The following is a 20,634-nucleotide window of genomic DNA, read 5'->3' as shown; positions in this document are numbered from 1 at the left end:
ACAGAATTTTGAACGCCCTCCTTTTTTATTGCTATAGCCAAATGTTTTAAGTGCACTTACTTGTTAGTGTTGTTTTCTATCACTCTAAGCACTGGCTTTTTGAGAGTATGCAGTTCTACAGGCTTTTGCTGCGTGCTTTTATATACCTCAACACATCGGCTGATCTCTTTCTTTGTCACGTCCATAGCTTCAATGCTCTGCCCATGCACTACCTGCGCTTCACCAATGTTAAAAACAATCTCTTGCGCTTTTGCGTTTATAGGTAATTCAGGTTCAGCAGCTTTGGGATAAATGTTTTCATACACCTGAGTTTGCTTAAATGCATTATCTACCTTTTCTTCTAGGGTACTTTTAGAATGACTTTTTGTGATTGCAAATGTAAGTAAGCTTAATATTATTACCAAACAAAATAACGATAAGAACAATATATACATCAAGCCTCCTTTTGATTTCTGTTACGCATCTTTTTAAGAGCTTTAACTGGATAAATTGCAACATTGACTACGAGCAACGCATGAATCACCAACGCAGCTACGCTGTAGAATGGGGATAATCCATCATAATTGAAAAAGCCTCTTGCAATGAGCTGCATCATAAATAGCAAAACAGATACTACCGTTAAGTATAGGCACCGTTTCGCCGTATTTGAGAATGAACACCCACGTAGTGAATGTAAAAAATACAAAGTACAGGCAAACACTGTGGCAACAGCAATATGGATGAAGTAATACACTTTTTTAAGCAGCGATAGTTCCATTTCCGATGCTAAAAAATGTTTTGCCATTTCAGTGCTGATGAATTGAAATACCAAGACACAAAACGCTGAAATAAAGCATGAGTGTAGTTCGTGATCCTCTAGTGACTTTAGGCTTTTCTTACCACCAAAAAGCAAACTAAATCTATGATCACTAAATTTGATAAGCAAAAAGATAACGATTATTGCCTGCGCAATTTTAAGGACTATATCTGTAGCTATTTGAAATTCACTCATGCTCTTGCTTAGCCTTTCTTTTAAGGTTTTTTGTTCTCTAGAATAATTGCTTGTTTATTGGCTTGTAGAGTAGGCTCTGCACCCGTTGATGTAAGTCCACCATAAACACTCTCTAGGCTTGATTTTGATAATGTTTTAAGATTTTTCTTATTCAGCTTCATTATTTATTTCCTTTTGCTAGTTTTGGGTTTTAATTGAACCTGACAGGCTCACTTTTTTCTTAATTTGCTAGCTGGGATCGTATTTAGGTTTTGTTCTGAACCTAATCTACTTTGCGTTATAGGGTCATTACCTGAGCCGTTGCCTGCGCTAACGACTTGAATCGCACCTTTTGTTAGTTCTAAAGCCTTTTTGGTAACACGTTTTGTCATGCTGTTTTCTCCCTAAATGCGGCTGATATCCATTTTATTGTTTGGTGTTAATGAGTCGCGCTTTGGCAGGTGGCTCATTTCCAAGGCCGTTGCCGGCACCGACTTGTTGAGCTTCTTTATATGTAAGGGGTATTGGTGTTTTCATATTTATATCCTTTAAATGACACTTATTGATGGTGAAAAACTGTTCTTGTTTTACAGCCAGTTATAAGCAAAACAATTTATTGAAGTGTCAAAACTTTATTATTATTTCATGTTTCGATCTTTGTTTAAACATAAAATTAACAATAGTGTCAGGTTCATGAATCTTCAAGCTATTTTACCGTCGGATACGCTAGATTGTTCGCTTATCTGATACTGCTCATCCTGCTTAATTTCAAGCTCTAGAGATGACGTGTAACCAGCGCTATTAAGCGTGTGGGTCACTTGCACGAGTATCCAATTGCTATTGTCTATTTGTGGTTTAAAGCCACTTACTGTTATTGGCGTCTCGGGGAATAGCTCGGGGTTACCCTCTGCAAGCGTTAAGCTAAAAGTCGCAATACCGCGCTGAATGCGCTCCCACATTGCTTTGGCTGCGCGTGTTGCTGTGGCTCTTGATGCGTAGATATGTCGAAGGGTTTTAATACCGTCACCGCCTGTGAGCTCGCCATTATTACCTGATCTTTCAACCGTTATGCTTTCACGCCTAGAGGCTCTTTCATTTTGCCAGTAGGCGGTAACGCCAGCATAGGCTTGGCGATCTGCGATGCTAAAGCGGTGTTGGTCACCTGATTGCCTTGTTATATGTATTTTGGGTAAAGGTTGGCCCGATGCACTAACAGCTTGGCCAGCTGCAATAAACATGAGGTTGTCGTTTTTTACGGTGGCGATAGCGTCGAGTTGCTCAGCAAGACGGGTTAAGAACTGGGCATCTGACTCGTTTGTTTGGTCTATGTGTTCGATTTGCTCAGCGCTCAAGGTAGGGCTTATTTTGGCGGCTAAGTTATTACGTTGTGCAATGGTTTGAACGATGCTATCGAGCGTTACTTGATGAAAGCTTTGCTCTCTGGTTTTTAGCAACGAGCCGCGCATATCGGCAGACTTACCACGAATTGTGAGGGTATCTGGTGCGCCGGTATGTTCAACTTCATCAATGGTGTATGAGCCTTTGTCGGTTAGCTCACTTTTACCATTGTGTACGTAGCCTAATTTGACCTGCATTTTGGCGCCTTTACGGGGAATGTCGAGCAGGTCAGCGCTATCGTCGAGTTGTATTTCAATTGTGTCGGCTTCAAACCCTCGGTTATCTGTAAGTATTAGGCTGATTAATTGGCCATTGAGTCTAATATTTTTGCCATCGACGGTAAGTTGGTAATCAGGAGTCATGGATTAGCCTATATGGTAAGAGAGTGTGCAATCTGTTGAGTGTGTTTTTCATCAATGCGCTTGAGCTCAATACCAAACTCGATTTTACGTGCAGCGCCGTTACCCAGTAGTTCCGTTCTACCAGCGGTTACTTTTTCAATAACAAAAAAACCGTGCATGTTTCCCCAGCCATCGATGAGCGGGTAGGCTTTGCCTGTTTCGGCCATGATGGTTACCGCTTTTAAGCTAAGCTCTCCGCCAGTAAATTCGGGCATCAACACGCCAGAAATCACCTTGGTTTCATCGCCTGCACCTAAGAACTGCGTGCTTGGCCTAGCGCCAACTCTATTGTTGGTAGGGTGGCGCCAAACCATGGTGTGTTGAGTTTGTTGTGGGGCTAAGGTTTTGCGCTCAAACACAAAGTAGCCCAATGTCATCATCATTCTATGTCTCCTAAAGTTGCTCTGATTTTGGCTTGCTGTTGCCTGTGTATTCGTTCCATTTGAACGGCCACTTGCCTTGCTACGTCTTGCTCGTTTATGCCTGGTGCAGCATTGATTGTGATTGGTGCATTGATAGAGGCATCAATATGTATGGTTTTGGTTTGTTTTTGAGAAACAGCCTGTACTTTGTTTGGTTGGTATAACTGCGATCCACGTACAAAAGTAGGCTGCTCAGCCTTTGCAAATTGGGCGGGTTGCGCCGCTATGGGCAAACTTGCAGCGCCTAAAGTAAAGGCTGTGCCTGCCATTACTTTGCTTAGCGCATTTACTTGTTTTAAGGGTTCACTCTGGCTGCGCACTATACCAACTTGCAAACCCTGCATAGTTTGGTCGCCTAATGTGGCGAAAACTCTACTTGGTGAGGTAATACCGAGAGTTTGTTTTAACGATGCTATGGCACCCTTACCAACACCAAAAATGGAGTCTTTAATTGACTGCAATTTGCTTCTAATACCTTTGCCAAAGCCGTCTATGGTCATTTCGCCAAAGCTCATAAACCTGCTGGGTAAGTTAGTAAAAAAGCTGACTACAGAGTTAAAGTTGGTTGTGATCACGTTTAACGGTGACCAATTGAAGAGCGATTTAAAGTTTTGCCAGCCGGCAGCTGCAGTTGTGTTGATGCTTGGCCATAAGTTGCTAAGCCAAGTCTTGGCGGAGTTAAAGCCGCCGGCTATTGAGGCTAAAGGCGACCAGTTAAAAATTGATTTAAAACTCTGCCACTGTGAATTTGCCTCAGTGGTGATTGATGGCCACAAGCTACTAAGCCAGCTTTTGATGCGGTTAAAGCCATTATTGACTAGCTCTAACGGCGACCAATTGAATATAGTTTTGAAGCTTTGCCAGCCTGCAGATGCGGTATTTGTAATACTTGGCCACAGGCTGCTTAACCAGTTCTTGGCAGAACTAAACCCGCCGGCTATCGACTCCAAAGGCGACCAGTTAAAAGTTGATTTAAAGCTCTGCCACTGTGAATTAGCCTCGGTTGTTATTGATGGCCACAAGCTACTTAACCAGCTTTTAATGCTGCTAAAGCCATGAATAACGAGTTCTAACGGTGACCAATCAAATAATGATTTGAAGCTTTGCCAACCTGCAGCCGCAGTATTTGTAATACTTGGCCATAGGTTGCTTAGCCAGCTCTTTGCAGAGTTAAACCCGCCGGCTATTGACTCTAAAGGCGACCAGTTAAAAATGGATTTAAAGCTCTGCCACTGTGAATTAGCCTCGGTTGTTATCGATGGCCATAAGCTACTTAGCCAGCTTTTAATGCTGCTAAAGCCATGAATAACGAGTTCTAGCGGTGACCAATCAAATAGTGATTTTAAGTTTTGCCAGCCTGCAGACGCAGTATTTGTAATACTTGGCCATAGTTTGCTTAGCCAGTTCTTGGCAGATGTAAAGCCACTGGCCATAGCTGCCAGCGGTGACCAGCTGAATAGAGATTTGAACTTTTGCCATTGTGCTTGAGCATTGCTGGTTATTGATGGCCAAAAACCACTTAACCAACGTTTTAAGTCGGTAAACTTGCTTGCCACTAATTTTAGTGGCGCCCAATCGAATATGGCTTTTAGGGCTTGTGGCCATGTGTTTATTACTTTTAAGGTTTTAGTAATGCCAATGGAGACAACAGCAGTTAACGTTTGCCAGGTCTTACTAAAAAATGCGCTTACTGAATCCCAATGTGTAATTAAGAAATAGCCTGCGGTTATGAGCGCGGTAATACCAGCAATGATCCATCCAATAGGCGTGCTGATCAAAGCAAGTGAAAAGATACGAACAGCAGCGGCAGCGCCTTTTAATATCGCACTAAATTTACCAATGCCTAGTGCAACTAACTTAAAGCCTTTGCTTATCATGGGTAAGTGCTTAATACCCAAAACAGATAGCGCGAATTTAGTCATGACAATAGGGCCGATTAAGCCTGCTATCATAACTGTGAGTGTGCCACCAATTGCCGCGAGTGCCGCAGTTGCAGCAGTTACTTTAAATAGGGTAGAGGTAAGCTCTGGGTTTGCTTTCATCCAGCCGCCAATGCTGCGCACCACAGCGGTTACATCTTGTATTAGTGCACGTATGCCTGAGTCGTTACCCTCAAAGAGTTCTATGCCTACATCGTCCCAAGCTGATGCAAGGCTTTGCAAATCGCCTTTGGCATTGTTAGCCATGACCCTTGCGACTCTGGCATTTTCGCCTGCAGCATTTTTAAGTACATCGGTAAATGCTTTTATAGCGCCATCGCCTTGTTGCTTAATGAGTTCGCTGACACCTATGCCGGCTTCTTCACCGAAAATGGTTTTTAGTATGCCTGCACGATCTGCATTACCCATTTGTGCAGTGGCTTTAACAACGTCTTGCAAAATGTTGGGAATAGGGCGCAAGTTACCGTGGGCGTCTTTGGTTTTTAAGCCTAACTCTTCCATTGCATCGGCTGCGGGGCCTGTTTGGCTCGATAGCCGATTGAGTAGGGCGCGCAATACGGTACCGCCTTGGCTGGCTTGAATGCCGACGTTACCCAGTAGGCCAGACATAGCAGCGGCTTCTTCAATACCTATACCTAAATCACGCGCAGCTGGGGCAACATACTTCATGGTTTCGCCAAGCATGATTAAATCGACATTAGCGCGGGTAGTTGTGGCAGTTAATACATCGCCCAAGCGGCCCATTTGGTCTGCTTGTAAGCCAAAACCCGATAAAATATTAGAGGCAATATCAGAGGTGATCGCCAAGTCGGTACCATTAGCAACAGATAGATCTAACATGCCAGGCATGGCTTGATTTATTGCTTTGGCGTCAAAGCCAGCCATTGCTAAATAGCTTTGGCCCATTGATACATCGTTGGCAGTAAAGCTGGTTGTGGCACCTAAATTACGGGCTTGTTGGCGCAGCGCTTTAAGCTCGGGGTCTTCTGCATCAAGTCTGGTTAATGCTTGCACTTTTGACTGAGCAGCAGTGAACTCGAGACCAGGTTGTAAAAACTGCCCAGTTGCATACAGTGCTGCAGTACCAGTAGCTGCACCCACTGCGCCTTGGGTGGTTAAATTAGTTTGTAAGTCGAGCCTATTGTTTAATTGAGCTCGCGCTTTATTTAGTTGTTTTTGTTGTTGAGCAACGCCTTGAAGGTGTTGTTTTTGTGCTGCGAGCTGTTTATTTGCTTGCGACAAGTTATTTGTAAGCATGCGTTGGTGCGAGGCTAGCTTTTTAGTATCGATACCAGTTTCGCGTAAAGCCTCTCGTTGCTTATGTTTTGTCGCAGTAAGCTGCTTAACTTGAGTCGTGAGTTTAACGGTGGTGGCCCTGGCTAGTTCAAACTCTTTTGTTAGCGCCTTACTTGGCGCTTTTGAATGCTCCATTTGTTGAGCAAGGTGCTTAACTTGGGCTTGCGCTTGTTTGAGTTGGGCCGAAGTCACACCAAGAGATTTGCTAATTTTTCGGTAGCCATCAATTTGTGATGATTGCCTGTTGAGTGACTTAATACGCTGTTGAGCTTTTTTAAGTTGCTCTGTGGTATGGCCGCTTGCAGCACGCATCTTTTTAAATGGGGCAGTGAGCTTATCAATGGCGCTGAGCAGTACTTTTATTTCGAGCCTGTTGGACATGTTAGGTTCTCTAGTCTTCTTCAGGGTTATTGATTTGGTTCCAGCGATTGATGGCTTTATCTCTCCATTGCATTAACTCAATGATGTCGAGGTCGTCCATTTCGCTAAGCTTCCAGTGAAAAATGATGGCAATGTCTGCCATCGCTTCGTCTACATATTCAGGAAGGGCTACATCTTCATACTCTTTGGCACGAAAAAACTTGCAGATTCACCAGCTAATAATGTGAGGTTTTCGGTGTCTAGTTCATCGATGTCTTGCTTGGTTAGAATTGGGTCACTAATACGCGGCAGCAATGTGCTTACGGCGTTTACATCTAGGTTTAGCAAATCAGCCAGTGACAAACCACGTAGTTCGCCAGCTTTGGGTTTTCGTAGCTGCACTTCTTCAATTATGGTTTCGCCACGGGTAATCGGTGTTTCGAGTTTTACGGTTTTAAATTCTGGTTTTGACATGGTTATCTCTCAAATATGTGTTTAAAAAAGCCTGCGCGAACAGGCTAAAAAAGGGAGTTTAAAGTCCTATGGCTTGGCGTATTGGCGCCATTGCATCAATGCCATTTTCAGGAATGTCTATAAAGTTCACTAAGTCGATTTCACGGATCACGCGACCGTCGATAATCAGCTTGTAGTAGGTGTTAATCATGGTTACTTTGGTGGTGCTGTTATCACCTGGTTTATATGTGCCAGGGTCGAACTCTTTGAAGCGGCCACGACACACTATTTCAAGGCTTTGTACTTCGCCTGTATCGTCGCGCTGAATCGCGCCTGCAAATCGCAATTGAATACCGTCAATTGTTTGCGTGCCTTGCTTGGCCATCATGTCGACATTTACGCCGCCTAAGGTAAATTCAAGGTCCAAGGCGCTGTCGTCGTAACCCATATCAACTTGCACCGAACCTGGCATACCACCAGAACGATAGCCTTCAAATTTGCGAGTTAGTTTGGCTGGTGTAACTTCTTCCACTTCGCCTACGTAGTGTTGGCCATCAACGAAAACGTTTAAGCCTTTTAGTTTTCTTGGTAGTGCCATTTAAATGCTCCTTAGCCTGAGACGCCCGCTGCAAAGTCAACTAAGTATCTGTCGGTGATACGTTGACGCAGAGTTAGGTTTTCGAGTGGGGGAACTGGGGTGTAGTCATAGTCAATAAACAACTTGCCAGCTTTTAGCGTGTCTTTGTCGTTACTGTCTTCCGCATACCAGGCTTGGCCATCGATGATGTAACCGTTGTTTTTAAGCTCACGGAACTTGGCATTGATACCTTCGACAATATCTTTAACTAATGTTGGGGTAAGTGGTTTGTCTACCGCCCACATATGGGCCTCTGCGATTGTATCGGCAATTACTTGAGCGGTACGAGTGTAGTTTTCAAATTGAAAAAGCGGGTCGCTCGAGCAAGTGCGAGATCCCCAAAAACGAAAGCCACTTTGATTAATCAACGTGGTAACTTCATTACTGTTTAGGTAGCCAGCGTCGGTATTCGGATCTTGTAGGTCCCAGAATACAGGTTTTGACGTGGCGGTTACGCCATCGACAGTAATGTTAGATAAGGTTTTGTGCCAGCCTTGTTCCTTGTCGATTTTTGCACGTAAGCCAAGTGCTCTGGCAGTGGCAAAGGCATTGTCATTTAGGCTTGTATCTACATTAAAAGCTACAAAGTCAGGCCAGATAACCATAACCTCTCGAGCGCCAAAGTTTTCGCGATAGGTGACCGCTTGTTCTTTGGTCTGGCAGCCATAAGCAGATACATAAGCAAAAGCACGTAACTTTTTAGCAATGGCGGCAAGCTCCGCTGCCACTGGCAGATTGTCTAGTCCTGGCACACCGATAATACGCGGTTTAACTTTGAGTTTTGACTGTGCAGCTAGTAGGGCTTTTAAGCCTGTAAACTCGCCATCTGGCGTAGTAGTGCCGATAATGTTTGCGGTTGTTTCTGACTCATTGGCGCCTTGCGCAACACGCACTACAATACATATTGTGTTTACTTGGTCTGCTATGGCTTGCAGCGACTTTTTTAACGTGCCTTGGGTACCGGCCTTGCCAATGGCTGATTGTACGTTGGTTAGTAAGACTGGCTGATTAAGTGGGAATTGAGTTGCGTCTGCGTTGTCTGCAATGGCAACAATACCAACAATAGACGTTGATACGGTGCGGATGGTGCGTGTTCCTTCGTTGACTTCGATGACACGTACACCGTGGTGATAACTCATGATTTTAGCTCCGGTGCTGTTAATGATTAACAGAGTTAGAGTGCTTACAGCACCGAAGCAATGCCAGCTATTTAAGGGGTATAACTGGCGAGATAGTGGTTAAATTAAAACACTGCAAATTAACTGCTCGACAGAAACGCTCGCGCTTCTGCACGTGATTGCTGAATATCATCAGGTATTGATTCACCAGTCTCTATTTTTCGCGTTAAATACCAGTCGGTATCATTTAAAAGCGCCTGTTGCTCAAACCGTGTTTTCTCATAAACAAACTCGACTGGCCGTGGCGATGTAGCAGGTTTTAGTAATACACCGTTGTCATCATAGGTGTTGAAAGTCTTTTCAACTTTGTCCGGGTAAGCATCTTTGCACTGAGATGGGGTGCTTCTAAAAATGACTTCCTCGGTTCCTTTTATTTTTACTAACATCAATCAATCTCCAAGCCTTGAGGGTCTAAGTGTGCTAGACCAAACGAGTGTATATGCAATGTTTTAAATCCAACATTGACCATTAAAATCTCTTGGTTGCCTGAGTGCAGGGTGGACATGGGGATTAACGCTGTACCATTGTATAACCCTGCAGCATCACCATTGCCCGCACTTTCTAACGAGATAGGGAAGCCTTTGCTTATAAAGCCACCACCATAAACGATTGATTTAGGGGTGTGTGAGTCAAAGGTTCCGTCGCTGTTTTGCTTGATATAATTTGAGGATGCGCCATTGCTGTTAACGAGCAATTCGATAAAGGTGCGGTTAACGCCGTGCGTTTGGCCTTCGACGGTAAAGCGCAATATTAAAAAGGGGATTTTATCAGCACCAAGTTTTAAGACGTTGCTTTTAGCATGTAAGCTTTGAAACCTCGGGTAATGATTTAAGTCCATAATATTAAAGAAACACGGATTGCCTGACGCATCTTTTAACAGTTGTTTTTCCCATGAGCTGGTATTGGTATTTCGTGGCGTGCCTGTCCAGGACTCTTTTCCTCCCGTCCAGTTGGGGCTGTCAAAATCGGCAATATGTACAAGACTATCTTGCCCGAGTTTTGTTGGGTTAAAGCTATCAGCTATGGCATATGTGCCGTAATCAATCGTCGGATCTTCAATTCCGATTTTTTTAGCAGGGTATAAAGTGATTAATGCATCGGGCTTGGTCCATGCAATCACGTTTTTTGCTTGGTTTAACAATAAGCCAGCGGCGTTGCTACAAATGGCTTTTGCTTCATCTGTTTTGGCATCAATCGCCCCCATTTTGCCAGCAACTTCTTCAGCAAGGTTTTGTGAAGCATGGGTTTGTTCTGCAGCCGCTACTTTTAGCGCTTCTATTTTCTCTGTTAAGCTCATATTGAACTCTCCATCTGTCGTATTTTCTCACTGAGTCGTAGATTCCAATGAGCTTGTTTAACCAGAGCAGTTTGATTTTTAACAAAAGCCAAACCACCAGTGATGAATTCGCTGTCTAAGATGAGGTTTAAGTTATTGGTGCCTACTAACACGGTGATGCTGCCAGTTGGTAAAGCTTCAATACCTAACGTAAACCATTGCACGACCTTTACTGCAGGCGTTCTGTAACCCAGCAGTTTATTTGGTTGGCTGTAGACGCCAAGCAAGACATCGCCACAATAAATACCAATTTCACGAATTGGATATTCAAACTCGCCAGTGAAAGCCCCTGCAATACGTAATTGATTACCTTGCTCTTCAAAGTCTGAAACTTCGACACGCTCTTGTTCTTTGCTTAATGAAGTTTGGTTCTTTGAGGGGGTGTAAGCATTTGCACCAAAAGCCATGTGTGTAACTTGGGCTTTTAGCCCTTTATCTTTGGCTGATAAGCAAGCCGCTAAACCTGCCTCGGTGAACTGCAATTTTAAATTCATTACTCAACTCCTTTTAGGGTGATGTCAGAAAAGGTAATTTGATTAGTGATGCCACCAACTAAAAGCTGAGAGTGAAGCTGTTCAGGTTGTGCTGCTAGAAATTCGCAGTGATGATTTGCAAAGCTCGTTTGATGACATAAACCATGTACGTGGATGCTGCAGAAAGTGTCGTTAGGTACCAATGGAGCCCCGTTAGCTGTTAAGTCTGTAAATCCAACACCATGATTGACTACGCCACCAACTGCTAACTGTTCTTCAAATGCTAGCCCGAGTTCTAATTCAAAGTGAATGCTGCCGCGCTTATGAACTCGAATGGCCTCAGTAACCATGTCGAGCATTTCTTTTGTAAAAAGGGTGTTTTGGTCGCTGGTAAAGTTTTCGGTGAGCATTGCCAGTATTTTCATTGTGCCAGGTTGGCCATTGGCGTTTGCTTCCCACCATTCGAGCATGTTTGTGCGAATGCCAAGGCTATCGAGCGCTCTTTGTAGCGCATACGGCGTGCCTTTGTGTTTGTGTACGTCGAATGAGTTGGCAACAACTGCGCGTTTAATATGTTCTGGCCAGCTATCTTCCCAGTGGTCAACGGAATACGCCCAAGCAAGCCAAGGTAATAGTTTAAAAGGGCATTTATACGGATCCCATAAGTCTTGAATGTGCACCTCTAGGTCAATTGCATTAGCAATCACTTGCTCAAGTTCTCTTTCAAGTTTGGTGGCATTTGGCGGTAGTAATGAGTCAAAAAACTGCATATTAAGCCCCAGCTCTTATGTTTACGCTTGTGCAGTAAGCCGCTTGGTAGGCTTCAATATTGACGCTTGTAGCTGGTTGGATGATGTTCACATCGCTGACACCAGATTGATGAAGCGCCTTATAAACTCCAGATAAAGTAATGCTTGCGCCTAGTTTTCGTTGTTCAAGTTGGTAATTGGTGAGGGCTTGTTTTGCAGCTGCAAGCACAACTTGTTTATCTGGCCCTGGCATAATGTTTAGTACGGCTTCAACTGCGTAATGAATAATTTCGGCGCTTTGAACTGCTACGCGGTCGCCTTGTGGCCTTACTTTACTTGGCGTTTTAAGCTGGGCGGTACCATCATCCGTTAAGCCAAAGTAGTTACGAATTTTTATGATCAAGTCGTCGGTTGGTAGCCCGGTTTCAGTATGCGCTAAGACTACAATCACTATTTCGCACGGGGCGGGGCTGTATGCATCTGCGTCTAGTACTTGGCCATTGGCGCCTAGCGTATGGAAAATATAACCGTCGACACTGCCAGCTGTATTTAGTCCATCAAAAGCAAGTTGCACACGGCGTTTTAATGCTGTGTCGCTCTCTAATACAGCTGGTGTGACTGGGTTTGTAGCTGGGTTCTCTGGGGGGATTACTAGGCGTTCAATATTGTAGTTTGCTGCTAGGGCTTCTAAGTCTTTACCAAATGCTGAGGCTAATATGTTTGCTCGAGTCGCCTGGTTAATTTTGGCTATTAAATGCATTTCTCTATAGGTGAGCATTTGCAGTTGCTTGGCTTGTGGATCTGAGTCAAATTGCAGCGCATTTGCGTAGCTTGGCTCTATATCAATGAGCATTTGTTTGTTCTTTTCGTAAAGCTGCTCAAAGCTCAGCGTTTCAATTATGTCTGGTACAGGCACTTTAGAAAGGTCAATAAGGTTAGCCATATTGCACCTCTATTCGTTCGTTGCGATCAGTCACTAAGTTGATCTGTAACTTGCCAGTTAACTCAGGCTGGGAGAGTTCAACTTGTTTAATGGTTACGCGAGGCTCCCAGATAGTGAGGGCAGTAATAATCGCAGCCATTATGCGTAAACGGGTAGCGCCATTGTGAGGTTGGTCGAGCAATTGGAATAGCTCTGAGCCATAGTCACGGCGCATCACTCGAGTGCCTATGGGAGTCGTTAGAATGTCTTCAATGCTTTGTTGTATATGGGCAGCATCGGTAATTAAGCAGCCTGTTTTACGGTTTAAACTGACGTAGTTCATACTGGCTCACCTGAGTTATCGGTGCCGGCTTTGACCAGATCATGAGCATGGGTACCAAACTCAATACCATCTATCTCGATACCACCTTCATTGGTCATATGGCCTGTGTGATTAAGTGTGCCATTCAGGGCTGCGTCGCCATTGATAGTGACATTGCCGTTTAGCGTAGTTTCTGGACAGTCGATTTGCGCAGACTCTATGACCTCAATCAGCACACTTCTGATACCCGATATTTTTAATTGACCCGCTTCAGGGTCATATTCAAAAACAGCGTCGTCAGGGAAGGTGGTTCTAACCCTTGTCTCGTGGTCATCTGGCTCTGGGTTGTCATTGCTATAGATAGCAGGCAATACGAACGCATTGGTCAAGTCACCGCTAAGCGAAAACAAGATCACTTGTTCGCCAATAGAAGGGCGCCAACTCGTTTTAGCTGTGCCGGCACGCTGTGTTAAGTAGGGGCGAAAGTCTGTTGTGATCTCACCCGTAGTCACACGGCAATAACCCGATTGGACTTCGGCAATGGTACCTAGTCGAATCAGGTTATCAAGACGGCGTTTTAGTTCTGCAAGTTCAGCGGCAATGTTCATGCCGCTATGTTTGCTAGTTGCTCAGGCTAGAGCAAGGAGATTGAGTGGTATAGTTGGGGTTATAGTTCTCAGCATAACCAAGCAACAAGTCGCTTTGTTACTCTTCTTGGAGCTTTTTATCGGTTGCTAACTTTTTTACGTTAGCTAAATTTCCAGCTACTATTTGGGTGTTTGGGTGATTGTCTCCCAATGTTTTTTTTAAGCCTTGTAGTGCCTCCTTATAATACTTAATGGCTTTTTCATTGTCGTCTTTATATTCCCAAGCTGAGCCTAAGTTACTGCGTCTAATGGCAATACGAGGGTGATGTTCATCAAAAGTCTTCAAGCCACTTTCAAGAGCCTGCTCAAAATAGCCAATGGCCTTGTCATAGTTACCTTTGTCTATCCAAGCCGTACCTAAATTATTGCGTCTATTGGCAATATTAGGGTGGTGTTCATCAAAAGTCTTCAAGTCACTTTCAAGAGCCTGCTCTAAATAGCCAATGGCCTTGTCATAGTTACCTTTACTTAGCCAAGCTACACCTAAGTTACTGCGTGTAATGGAAATACTAGGGTGGTGTTCATCAAAAGTCTTCAAGTCACTTTCAAGAGCCTGCTCATAATAGCCAACAGCCTTGTCATAGTTACCTTTATCTAGCCAAGCTGTACCTAAGTTACCGCGTCTATTTGCAACATTAGGGTGGTATTCATCAAAAGTTTTCAAATCACTTTCAAGAGCCTGCTCAAAATAGCCAATGGCCTTGTCATAGTTACCTTTACTTAGCCAAGCTACACCTAAGTTACTGCGTGTAGTGGCAATACTAGGGTGGTGTTCATCAAAAGTCATCAATTCACTTTCAAGAGCCTGAACAAAATAGCCAACGGCCTTGTCATAGTTACCTTTATTTAGCCAAGTTGTACCTAAGTTACTGCGTATAATGGTAACATTAGGGTGGTTTTCATTAAAATTTTTCAAATCACTTTCAAGAGCCTGCTCAAAATAGCCAATGGCCTTGTCATAGTTGCCTTTAAGTCGCCAAGCTGTACCTAAGTTATTGCGCCCAGTGGCAACTTTAGGGTGGTGTTCATCAAAAGTCTTCAAGTTACTTTCCATAGCCTGCTCAAAATAGCCAATGGCCTTGTCATAGATACCTTTATCTAGCCAAGTTGCACCTAAGTTATTGCGTTTAGTGGCAATACGAGGGTGATGTTCATCAAAATTCTTCAAGTCACTTTCAAGAGCCTGCTCAAAATAGTCAATGGCCTTGCTGTAGTCGCCTTTTTTTCGCCACACTGAGCCTAAATTATTGTGGTGTGTGGCAACATCAGGGTGGTCTTTACCAAAGTTCATCAAGCCACTTTCTAGTGCCTGTTCGAGATAACCGATGGATGCTTGGTATTGGCCAAGTGTTTTAGCTAATTTGCCAGCACTACTATTGTAAAGAGAGTTGTTTGGTGAGAGCCTGACCGCTTTTTGAAAATGTGCATAGGCTTCAGTGTATCGTATATTATGATCAGCAATTTGTCCTCTCTGATAACTGGCTTCAGCCAGCGCTTCTAGTGTCTCCTGCCCATTTTTTTCAAACTGAGCAAATAAAATATCAGCCTTGGCGATATTTCCTTCTATTAAGGCTTGTTTAGCCTCTTGGTAAAGCTCAGAGTTAATGGTATGTGGTAACGATTTTAAGCGTTTAACTTGGGCTTGCAGTTGGGCGATGTGTTGTTGGTAGGATGTTTCGATATCAGAAAGTTTTAATTGTAAGACAGATAGTTCAAGCTCTAGTATTTTTCTGTCTTGAGCATGGGCTTTGTTAAGACTATCAGTAACTTCTTTGATTCTGCTCTTTAACTCAGTTGTAAATTGCTCACGGGTAATACCTTGAATATGTTGCACAACATTTCCACTGCCAGCATGAACTGTGTGCCCGTTGCCATCAATATTTACACTCGGGGAGTCGCCTTTGTTAAGTAATGCGATTATTAACCCACCAAGAACAGTAATGAGTGCCCCTACAATTGCGGCTATAATGGCGCCTTTTGCGTTGATACGGGCACTTTTAACCCCAACTCTGTTATCTTGGTCTTTGCTGAGCATCAAATGTCCCTTTTACTATTAATTACTAGCGTTTCACTACAAAAACTGAATCAAGCTCTCAATTCGGTATGAATTTGAAATTGTGTAGCTTTAGCAGTGAATCAAAAAATATACTAATTCAAATAATCAGGAAAATAAACTCGTTGCTTCTGGCTCTTATAGGGCCTGCTACAGGACGAAATAAGCTACTTTGTGATGTACATGATTATGGTGTCTTGGATTAGCTTTTGATCTTCATCAGTAAACCCCATCAACTCACGCTTTGTATACTGAACTTGCACATGATCGTTGACGTTACCCCGCAACCCATACTGATGTTGTCTGGCAATGTAGGCCATTAAACCAGTAAACCCTGTACTTGCTGTGTTCTCGTTGTATTTGGGTTTAAGGTATTTGGTGCGAATGAGCTTTTGGAACATGAGCTTTTTCTTGATGCTGCCTTTTTTAGTGTGCCAGCTTGGTCTGGGCTTTCGTGGTTCGAATTCGCTACCGTCGGGCGCTTTGTTTTCTTTGATACGCTTAGCCTGACTTGCTCTGAGTTTGCGAGAAATATCTCGAGCAAGGTGCTTACGCTTTTTTGGAGAAAGACGTTCGATTAAGCCATCAAACAGTTCGTTGACTTGAGTTAGGCTGTTGGTGGCCATGGGGTTTCGACTCCGTTTGTATACAGCGTCCAATCAATGTCGTCATTGAATATAGGTTCTGGTAAGTGTTCAACGTTAAGACCGTTAGATTGCTCTGTAACTTTTACGCGCTCGGTGAGTTTGAGCTTGATTTCGAGATCAAAGGTCGAGTGATTAAGCAATTCAGCTTTAAATTGAAAGCCGTGCTTTCGCAGCTCTGGGTTTTCTATAAGCTCTGGTTGGTGTTGAGCTATCCAGCCGAGTAAAGGAATGACGATGTTATCTGCGTGCTCGTTAAAGTCAGTGACGATGATGACGCAAACAAACTGATATTCATAGCTCAAATTGCCAAGTGCCGCAGTGGCTGCAATGTTGCCGTCTTCAATAAAAACATGCAGGCGATCAGGGTTTTGTTTTAGCGATGCAACGCTCTTGCTAAGTAGCTCTCTGACTTGGTTTGGTTTATTCATAGCTGGGTGCTTTTGGAATTGAGAAAAGCAGAGTGTTTAAGCTCTGCTTATTATGTGGTTAGGCCGCTTGTTCTTCAGGCATGAGCGCCAAAGCATCGGCATAGGCTTGAGCTAGCTTCACATCGTATAGGTTCTTTTTGTAATTAGGGCCGTTGTAGCGCTTGGCAAACTCCGCCCACTTATGACCTTTTAATGCTTTGTGCATATTGCTGTCTGCTTTTATGAATTTGACGAGGGCCAAGAGCTGGTTTCGCTCTGAGATTTCCATATCTAATTTGAAGTCGTTGGCTGAGCTGTATCCCAAAAGGCTAAAGTGATAACCCATGATTTGAAACATGCCCCAGCTGCAGGCACTGATTGCAGCGTCTTTATCGAGCATATAAGCAAACTCTAACGTGGCCGCATTGCTAAACCGCTGGTATTCACCACTACCGCCAATATACCCCCCAGGCTTTGGGTTGCAAATGTTGGGATATTTATTAGACACAGAAGCAGCAAAATCTTTGCTTTTTTGGCTTACAATCCGATAAAAAACATGACGCTCGAACAAAATACTTGGGCGGCCGCAATCAAAGAACCCGCAGCCATTTGATTCAACTTCCGCAACTGCGGCAATAACTGCTGTGGGTACGTCTAATTGTTCTGCTGCAAATTGCATATCTGTAAGCGAAAGAAATTTGGCCCTAGGCTCACCATTGAGCACTGCTAACGTCCTTTTACCTGCATAGCCAGTCATTGGCAGGTTCAGTTGTTTTTGATAATCGGCTACCGCTTTTGATGTCAGGTCACCAAACCAGCCATCAACATCAAGTGCAGCCCCATTGTTATTTAACATGGTTTGTAGGTCTTTAACTTGTTGGCTTTTGCTGCCGATAGTTAGTTTCATTTTGGGTTCCTTCTGAGTAAAAGCACACTGGCCACATTGCCTTTAGAGCGAATGAGCGCAAAGAGTACAAGGGATTTGAAAAAGAGATCTGCAGCACTGGGCGATTCAACGATGTGATAGAGGCGCAATATAGTATCTGAGCCTGCAGCGACGGTGATCACATACGCCAGTGACGCAATAGATAATCTGTGTGGGCCTGTTCGCACAAATAGGGCAGTACGCAACACAATGGCCAAGCAAATTAGGGTATTCGCAAATAACATCATTTCCCCCTTGTGCCTCGAATGAATGACAAAAAGCGCTTTGGATCATCCATTAGGCGCATCAGGTATTGCACTAAGCGAACAACACAAGCGGCGGCTATGAGTGCACCCATACCAGGGCTAATTTGTAATGAGTCAGGGAGTAAGTTGCTAATGAGTACCGTCGCCCAGCCGGCGCAAATTAAGCCACCGAGAAAAGACACAACAAACAAGCTTAAGCGTTTAAGGGTCGTAAGCTGTTCGTTAGACATAATGAACAGCGCCGCGCCAGTAAAGGCGCCAATAATGGCTGCAGGGTCAGTACCAGGAATTAAAGTTAAGGCGCTCACTGCTGCAATGGCTTTAGTCGTTGATAGTGGTTCGCTCATTATTAATCCCATAGTTGAATTAGTTTTTTTGTCGCCGTTGGCTTAGTGGTTGTTGGCAACATCAATAGGGTGTTTGTCGGCAATACAGGCGGTAAAAAAGTAATGTGCGGGTTTGCTTCTATCACTTGTTCGGTAATGCCCGCAGTATTGCCGTAATGCTTATGGCAAACAGAGTCGACGGTTTCACCTTGAACGGTGTAGATTTTTTGCATCAGCGCCACTAGATTAGCTCCACGGTTACATGGTTTTGGCCAAGTATGTCTCGTATAGCTAAGCGGCCATCGCGCCTAAATGCGTCGGTTGTATCGTTCAGTTCTTCGCTGTCTTTAGTGCCTTTGGCGGTTGAGTCAAAATCGTTGTAGCGCTCGAGCAGGTTGGCTTTCGCAAAGCAATAAACAGCGCGCTTGTATAAATGAAGTAACTCGCTTTTATCATTGATTTGCTCAGCTGGAACACTTTCTAAAATGCTGTAACCATTTGCTGTTTGGGTAAGGCGCCATGCTTTTAGCTCTTTGTTCACTGAGACTACTGAGCTCACAACTGCATGCTCTAGGCGTTCACTGGTGACCGTGCCATCTAAGCGCATCACGTCGCGAAAATCCGCTAAGCTAATGGCAGGCCAGAATTCATGAGATGTAATTTCTTTTTCGTCCAATGCGGCTGTTGTTGGTGTGGCAATAAAGGTCATAAGCTAATTTCCTTTTGTGTGCGGTGGGCTGGCATCAGCAAATAGTAAAATTTACTTAGCCAGCGCCGCACGGCTTGCGAGGGTCGCTCGTTTAACCCGCTGCTGGCTCGGTTTGGTCAGCTGCGTTGTTGGTTGTCTTTTTAAGTTCACGTTCAAGTTTGTCAATGAACTTTTTAACGCCCACTTTAGCGTTGAGCGTTAGGGCTTGCTTGTATGCTTCAACGGCTTTTTCAACTTGGTTTTCGGCTTCGAGTGCATGGCCAAGTTGTCGGAATAACTTGGCACGTGCCTGGTCATACATGTCATGTTCGGCCGTCATTGCCACCAGTTGCCCCAGCGTTTTCGACGAGATGGCTTTTTCAGACTCAAAAAGCCTTGCTGCGGTTTCGGCTGCTTCTTCTGCTATTGCGCAAGCGAGCGCACGTTCAAAGCGGTCAGGCATAACTAGGTCATGCGTCAACGCATACTGTGCTAATGGCAATGCTTGTTCGATGCTGCCAATATCGATGTGCCATAGCAAAATGGTGACGAATACTTCATCTTGAACACCGGTATTACCAGTAAGAACGCCGGCAATGTAGGCTTCGTATTCAGGTAGAAACTTGGCTTTGGTTTCGAGTTTACGTTCAAGGGATTGGACCCGTTTTAATGTACGGCGATGCTCTGCAAGTTGCATAAGCATGAGCTCGTATTGGTTTTGAGCGCGTGTATTGTCGAGCTCGTTATCGCCACGTTTTGCCGCGAGTACTTTATTAAAATGTTTATGGGCAGGTGATGTCATAACTTACCCCTTAAGCTCTATATTTTCAGCAAATGCCGTGCAGCCGTAGTCTTCAACTACATATGCATCGTTGGACGACTCGTAGTTTTCGATTCGGTCGCGTTTTGGGTTGTCTATAATCGCTCTGCGACGAGTACCTTCTTGGTAATAGATGCTTAGGTTGTCTAGGCGAGTTATAAATAAGGCATTGGCTGGAAAGCTAGGAACACGTACTGCGGGTAAGTTACCAATACGCTTTTGGCTGATCACAATGTCTGCAGCCAATTGTTCACTCGGTGCATGCTCTGTATTAACGATAGGGAAGTACTTATCAGCAAGTAGTTTGCGGCCACAGATAACAACTAACTCGGTGTCTTCTTGATACCAAGGCTCAATCATGTTGTTGACCATATCATAAACAAGGGCATCTAGGTTTTCGTAGTCGGCCGCTTTGCCAACAACGATTTTACCTGATGTTTCGACAACCTCACTCATATGGCGCTCTGGTGCATATTGGCGGATTTTTTCTAGCCAGCCGATGTTTACATCTTGCAATAAGGGGTTTAGAGCGCGGTCAGAACTTGCGGCACGACTTGTGCCGTTAAAGCCAATCATGATGCGGTCTAGCGCTTGGCGCTTCACAATTGCATCGCGCATTCTGGTTTGAAAGTCTTTGAACTTGGCCCACATATCAAGCTTTGCATAACGTACTACGGTATCAAAATTGGTTTGTGTACATTTGTAGCCATGTGCGTCCATGTTTGTTGGATCAATTGGCTCACGGTCTTTTTTGGTGGTATCGGTTGTGCCGGCAATTGGGGTATTAATACCAAGGCCGAGTTTTTCGCCTTCTTGCTCTTCGACCGGAACAATATTAATGCGTTTGAGAAAGTCGGAGCTTTCTTGCATTTTTGTTTCGAGCTTTTGTTGAATCGTTGGAGAAACGGTAAATTTGGTTTCTGCTGATTCGACACTATTTAAAGTGGCAATTTGTACGCAAAATGCGAGGTAAGCTGTGCGAGTTGAGTTTTTCATTT

Annotated in this window: 28 protein-coding genes; all 28 read right to left on the bottom strand. The window is 44.1% G+C overall.

Features of this window, described 5'->3' with window-relative positions; genetic code table 11:
- Window positions 1-56: 56 nt before the first annotated feature.
- Complete coding sequence (locus tag N482_RS19905; RefSeq protein WP_063378722.1) at window positions 57-434, bottom strand: hypothetical protein; 378 nt, start codon at window positions 432-434, stop codon at window positions 57-59.
- On the bottom strand, window positions 434-991 hold the full coding sequence (locus N482_RS19900; protein WP_063378721.1) for a hypothetical protein: 558 nt from the start codon (window positions 989-991) through the stop codon (window positions 434-436). The genes N482_RS19905 and N482_RS19900 overlap by 1 nt, the downstream gene beginning before the upstream one ends.
- Window positions 992-1,011: 20 nt before the next feature.
- A complete protein-coding gene (locus N482_RS25025; protein ID WP_155730663.1) occupies window positions 1,012-1,152 on the bottom strand; it encodes a hypothetical protein in 141 nt (46 codons plus the stop codon).
- 48 nt (window positions 1,153-1,200) lie between these two features.
- Window positions 1,201-1,362, bottom strand: a complete 162-nt coding sequence (locus tag N482_RS25020) for a hypothetical protein (RefSeq protein WP_155730662.1) — start codon at window positions 1,360-1,362, stop codon at window positions 1,201-1,203.
- A 309-nt stretch (window positions 1,363-1,671) separates the two neighbouring features.
- Entirely contained in the window at window positions 1,672-2,730 is a 1,059-nt protein-coding gene (locus tag N482_RS19895; protein WP_063378720.1) for a phage late control D family protein, read from the bottom strand.
- A gap of 8 nt (window positions 2,731-2,738) precedes the next feature.
- Entirely contained in the window at window positions 2,739-3,152 is a 414-nt protein-coding gene (locus N482_RS19890) for a phage tail protein (RefSeq protein ID WP_063378719.1), read from the bottom strand.
- Window positions 3,149-6,808, bottom strand: coding sequence for a phage tail tape measure protein (locus tag N482_RS19885; protein ID WP_063378718.1), 3,660 nt, complete (start codon window positions 6,806-6,808; stop codon window positions 3,149-3,151). Before N482_RS19885 ends, N482_RS19890 begins: the two co-directional genes overlap by 4 nt.
- 10 nt (window positions 6,809-6,818) lie before the next feature.
- On the bottom strand, window positions 6,819-6,950 hold the full coding sequence (locus N482_RS24535) for a GpE family phage tail protein (protein WP_081228108.1): 132 nt from the start codon (window positions 6,948-6,950) through the stop codon (window positions 6,819-6,821).
- Between the two features lie 26 nt (window positions 6,951-6,976).
- Complete coding sequence (locus tag N482_RS19880) at window positions 6,977-7,261, bottom strand: phage tail assembly protein (protein WP_063378717.1); 285 nt, start codon at window positions 7,259-7,261, stop codon at window positions 6,977-6,979.
- Between the two features lie 58 nt (window positions 7,262-7,319).
- Window positions 7,320-7,838, bottom strand: a complete 519-nt coding sequence (locus N482_RS19875; RefSeq protein WP_063378716.1) for a phage major tail tube protein — start codon at window positions 7,836-7,838, stop codon at window positions 7,320-7,322.
- 11 nt (window positions 7,839-7,849) lie between these two features.
- Window positions 7,850-9,019: a phage tail sheath protein gene (locus N482_RS19870; RefSeq protein ID WP_196765360.1), complete on the bottom strand. Its 1,170-nt coding sequence runs from the start codon at window positions 9,017-9,019 to the stop codon at window positions 7,850-7,852.
- A gap of 116 nt (window positions 9,020-9,135) precedes the next feature.
- Window positions 9,136-9,441, bottom strand: coding sequence for a hypothetical protein (locus N482_RS19865; RefSeq protein ID WP_063378714.1), 306 nt, complete (start codon window positions 9,439-9,441; stop codon window positions 9,136-9,138).
- The gene (locus N482_RS19860; protein WP_063378713.1) at window positions 9,441-10,352 is read right to left on the bottom strand and encodes a hypothetical protein; all 912 of its coding nucleotides are present in this window, start codon (window positions 10,350-10,352) and stop codon (window positions 9,441-9,443) included. Before N482_RS19860 ends, N482_RS19865 begins: the two co-directional genes overlap by 1 nt.
- Window positions 10,349-10,885, bottom strand: a complete 537-nt coding sequence (locus N482_RS19855) for a hypothetical protein (protein ID WP_063378712.1) — start codon at window positions 10,883-10,885, stop codon at window positions 10,349-10,351. The genes N482_RS19860 and N482_RS19855 overlap by 4 nt, the downstream gene beginning before the upstream one ends.
- Complete coding sequence (locus tag N482_RS19850; RefSeq protein WP_063378711.1) at window positions 10,885-11,634, bottom strand: phage tail protein I; 750 nt, start codon at window positions 11,632-11,634, stop codon at window positions 10,885-10,887. Before N482_RS19850 ends, N482_RS19855 begins: the two co-directional genes overlap by 1 nt.
- 1 nt (window position 11,635) lies before the next feature.
- Window positions 11,636-12,556, bottom strand: coding sequence for a baseplate assembly protein (locus N482_RS19845; RefSeq protein WP_063378710.1), 921 nt, complete (start codon window positions 12,554-12,556; stop codon window positions 11,636-11,638).
- A complete protein-coding gene (locus N482_RS19840) occupies window positions 12,549-12,878 on the bottom strand; it encodes a GPW/gp25 family protein (RefSeq protein WP_063378709.1) in 330 nt (109 codons plus the stop codon). The genes N482_RS19845 and N482_RS19840 overlap by 8 nt, the downstream gene beginning before the upstream one ends.
- Window positions 12,875-13,465 (bottom strand): phage baseplate assembly protein V, encoded by a 591-nt coding sequence (locus N482_RS19835; RefSeq protein WP_063378708.1) that lies wholly within the window; start codon window positions 13,463-13,465, stop codon window positions 12,875-12,877. The genes N482_RS19840 and N482_RS19835 overlap by 4 nt, the downstream gene beginning before the upstream one ends.
- Window positions 13,466-13,562: 97 nt before the next feature.
- Window positions 13,563-15,539 (bottom strand): tetratricopeptide repeat protein, encoded by a 1,977-nt coding sequence (locus N482_RS19830; RefSeq protein ID WP_063378707.1) that lies wholly within the window; start codon window positions 15,537-15,539, stop codon window positions 13,563-13,565.
- A gap of 185 nt (window positions 15,540-15,724) precedes the next feature.
- Window positions 15,725-16,183 carry a phage virion morphogenesis protein gene (locus N482_RS19825; RefSeq protein ID WP_063378706.1) on the bottom strand — a complete coding sequence of 153 codons (459 nt, stop codon included), beginning with the start codon at window positions 16,181-16,183 and terminating at the stop codon, window positions 15,725-15,727.
- Window positions 16,165-16,632 carry a phage tail protein gene (locus N482_RS19820; protein ID WP_063378705.1) on the bottom strand — a complete coding sequence of 156 codons (468 nt, stop codon included), beginning with the start codon at window positions 16,630-16,632 and terminating at the stop codon, window positions 16,165-16,167. The genes N482_RS19825 and N482_RS19820 overlap by 19 nt, the downstream gene beginning before the upstream one ends.
- A gap of 58 nt (window positions 16,633-16,690) precedes the next feature.
- Complete coding sequence (locus N482_RS19815; RefSeq protein ID WP_063378704.1) at window positions 16,691-17,518, bottom strand: N-acetylmuramidase domain-containing protein; 828 nt, start codon at window positions 17,516-17,518, stop codon at window positions 16,691-16,693.
- Window positions 17,515-17,781 carry a phage holin family protein gene (locus N482_RS19810; protein ID WP_196765359.1) on the bottom strand — a complete coding sequence of 89 codons (267 nt, stop codon included), beginning with the start codon at window positions 17,779-17,781 and terminating at the stop codon, window positions 17,515-17,517. Before N482_RS19810 ends, N482_RS19815 begins: the two co-directional genes overlap by 4 nt.
- Complete coding sequence (locus tag N482_RS19805) at window positions 17,781-18,149, bottom strand: putative holin (protein ID WP_063378702.1); 369 nt, start codon at window positions 18,147-18,149, stop codon at window positions 17,781-17,783. The genes N482_RS19810 and N482_RS19805 overlap by 1 nt, the downstream gene beginning before the upstream one ends.
- A 2-nt stretch (window positions 18,150-18,151) precedes the next feature.
- The gene (locus N482_RS19800) at window positions 18,152-18,361 is read right to left on the bottom strand and encodes a tail protein X (protein WP_063378724.1); all 210 of its coding nucleotides are present in this window, start codon (window positions 18,359-18,361) and stop codon (window positions 18,152-18,154) included.
- Window positions 18,362-18,369: 8 nt separating this feature from the next.
- Window positions 18,370-18,837 carry a head completion/stabilization protein gene (locus N482_RS19795; protein ID WP_063378701.1) on the bottom strand — a complete coding sequence of 156 codons (468 nt, stop codon included), beginning with the start codon at window positions 18,835-18,837 and terminating at the stop codon, window positions 18,370-18,372.
- 91 nt (window positions 18,838-18,928) lie between these two features.
- Window positions 18,929-19,618 (bottom strand): phage terminase small subunit, encoded by a 690-nt coding sequence (gpM, locus tag N482_RS19790; RefSeq protein ID WP_063378700.1) that lies wholly within the window; start codon window positions 19,616-19,618, stop codon window positions 18,929-18,931.
- Between the two features lie 3 nt (window positions 19,619-19,621).
- Window positions 19,622-20,632 carry a phage major capsid protein, P2 family gene (locus N482_RS19785; protein WP_063378699.1) on the bottom strand — a complete coding sequence of 337 codons (1,011 nt, stop codon included), beginning with the start codon at window positions 20,630-20,632 and terminating at the stop codon, window positions 19,622-19,624.
- Window positions 20,633-20,634 lie beyond the last annotated feature (2 nt).

Origin of the sequence: Pseudoalteromonas luteoviolacea NCIMB 1942 (assembly GCF_001625595.1) — a bacterium.
Lineage (GTDB): Bacteria > Pseudomonadota > Gammaproteobacteria > Enterobacterales > Alteromonadaceae > Pseudoalteromonas > Pseudoalteromonas luteoviolacea_A.
Note: the sequence above shows the minus strand (reverse complement) of the source record. Positions and strands in the feature narration are given on the sequence as shown.